Source organism: Pseudomonas fluorescens (assembly GCF_902497855.1).
GTDB lineage: Bacteria > Pseudomonadota > Gammaproteobacteria > Pseudomonadales > Pseudomonadaceae > Aquipseudomonas > Aquipseudomonas fluorescens_BI.
The window spans coordinates 1-1,846 of the sequence record NZ_CABVHU010000046.1; the positions used below are offsets into that span (position 1 = coordinate 1).

The window sequence follows — 1,846 nt, forward strand, 5'->3', positions numbered from 1 at the left end:
TCTACATCACAGGCACAAAGCCTAAGGAGCTGCACGGCTTCCAGGTCCCTCCCTCGATGATCAGTCGAGAACTATCGCTCCTGATGGAGCGATAGTCGAGATACAAGGAGCTGGCTTGCCAGCGAAGTGGCCATCACATTCAACATTGATGTTGTCTGACCCACCGCCTTCGCTGGCAAGCCAGCTCCTACAAGGGGATTGAGAGGTTAATGACTACTGTGAACGACCCGGATCAATGTGGGAGCGAGCTTGCGCGCGATGGCCGTGACCCGTCCTCCGCGGTCTACCCCCTATGACAGCAGCTGGATGAAGCCTCGCCTTCATACTGATCATGAAGTTGTACCCATTCCATGATTTCCTCTTCATTGCGGCCCTTGGGCGTCAGGTCCAGGTAGTTGTAGGCGCCGACCAACAGGTCGAGGCCGCGGGCGTAGGTGGAGTAGGTATGGAATATTTCGCCGTCCTCGTTACGATAAAACACGCTCAGGCCGGGGAGTTCCTCTTCGGCGCCGTCGGATTTTTCGTAGTTGTAGGTGGCTCTGCCGGCGGCAACGTCGTCGGCCCGGGCGCAGACGCCGAAGTCGTAGTTGAAATCGCAGCCTTCTGACGATACCCAGTCGAATTTCCAGCCCATGCGCCGTTTGAACGCCTGGAATTCGGCGAAGGGTGCATGGGAAACCGCCACCACCGCCACGTCATGGTGGGCCAGGTGCTGGTTGGCCCCGTCGATATGGTCGGACAGGAAGGAGCAGCCGGAACAACCTTCGTCCCAGCCTTTGGCAAACATGAAGTGGTAAATGACCAACTGGCTGCGGCCGCCGAACAGATCGGCCAGTTTCAACTCGCCGTCAGGGCCCTGGAAGCGGTAGTCCTTGTCGACTTTCACCCAGGGCAGGGTACGGCGTTCGGCGCTGAGCCTGTCCCGTTCCCGGGTGAAGGCTTTTTCGTTGGCCAGGTGTTGTTTGCGGGCGGCGAGCCATTCTTCTCGGGAGACGACGGGATGATTCTGAATGTTCATTGGTTTTCTCCTGCGGGATGCTGGGAGGTAACTGACATAGCTAGTCGTTTGAACTGTGCTCAATTCGACATGCCGCCGGTCGGTGCTGTTCAAACGCTATTCAATACCTCAGCTGAACGGCTGCGCACGCTGTCGGTCACAACCTCTGTAGGCCATTTTACTCACGGGCGCTGGAGGTTGATCAGGATGACGACTTATAACTGGGATTTGATCGAACGCTTGCTGCACGAAGTACAGAACGGTGCCAGCAGCTTTACGCCACGGCCTTATGCCGAACAACTAGCGGCTGAGAAAGCGACCGAGGGCGAGCAGACGGGAAACCTGGATCACCTGAAAGCGGTGGCCGGCGAGTACGAAAAGTTGCTGTTGGCGCGCGGCTATATCGAGCCTCGACCTGAGGAACAGGGTGGCACTGGCTCTAACTACATTTTGACGCCACGGGGCTCGAGTTTGCTGAGCCTGATCGATAGCAGCATTCCGGGTGACAACCATCCGCGCCAGGTACTGGATGAGCAGGCAGATGCGCTGGACGAGGTGACGTTTGATCAAGTGGCGTCGAAGGCGCAGATAGCCTGAGTCTTACGCCAGCTCCTACATGATCCCCGGCGTACCGTTGGATTGTCGTCAACGCCGATCCCCTGTGTAGGAGCTGGCTTGCCAGCGAAGGCGTCGTCATGGGTACTGCAAGGCTTGAGGCCGCTTTCGCTGGCAAGCCAGCTCCTTGTATCTCGACTATCGCTCCATCAGGAGCGATAGTTCTCGACTGATCATCGAGGGAGGGACCTGGAAGCCGTGCAGCTCCTTAGGCTTTGTGCCTGTGATGTAGAT

2 protein-coding genes are annotated in these 1,846 nt (G+C 57.6%); one reads left to right on the forward strand and one right to left on the reverse strand.

The features are described from left to right. Positions 1-283: 283 nt before the first annotated feature. Positions 284-1,018 carry a DUF899 domain-containing protein gene (locus F8N96_RS34760; RefSeq protein ID WP_150801633.1) on the reverse strand — a complete coding sequence of 245 codons (735 nt, stop codon included), beginning with the start codon at positions 1,016-1,018 and terminating at the stop codon, positions 284-286. Between the two features lie 186 nt (positions 1,019-1,204). Between F8N96_RS34760 and F8N96_RS34765 the strand changes: the two genes are divergently transcribed. Continuing rightward, positions 1,205-1,594, forward strand: a complete 390-nt coding sequence (locus F8N96_RS34765; RefSeq protein ID WP_150801634.1) for a transcriptional regulator — start codon at positions 1,205-1,207, stop codon at positions 1,592-1,594. Positions 1,595-1,846 lie beyond the last annotated feature (252 nt).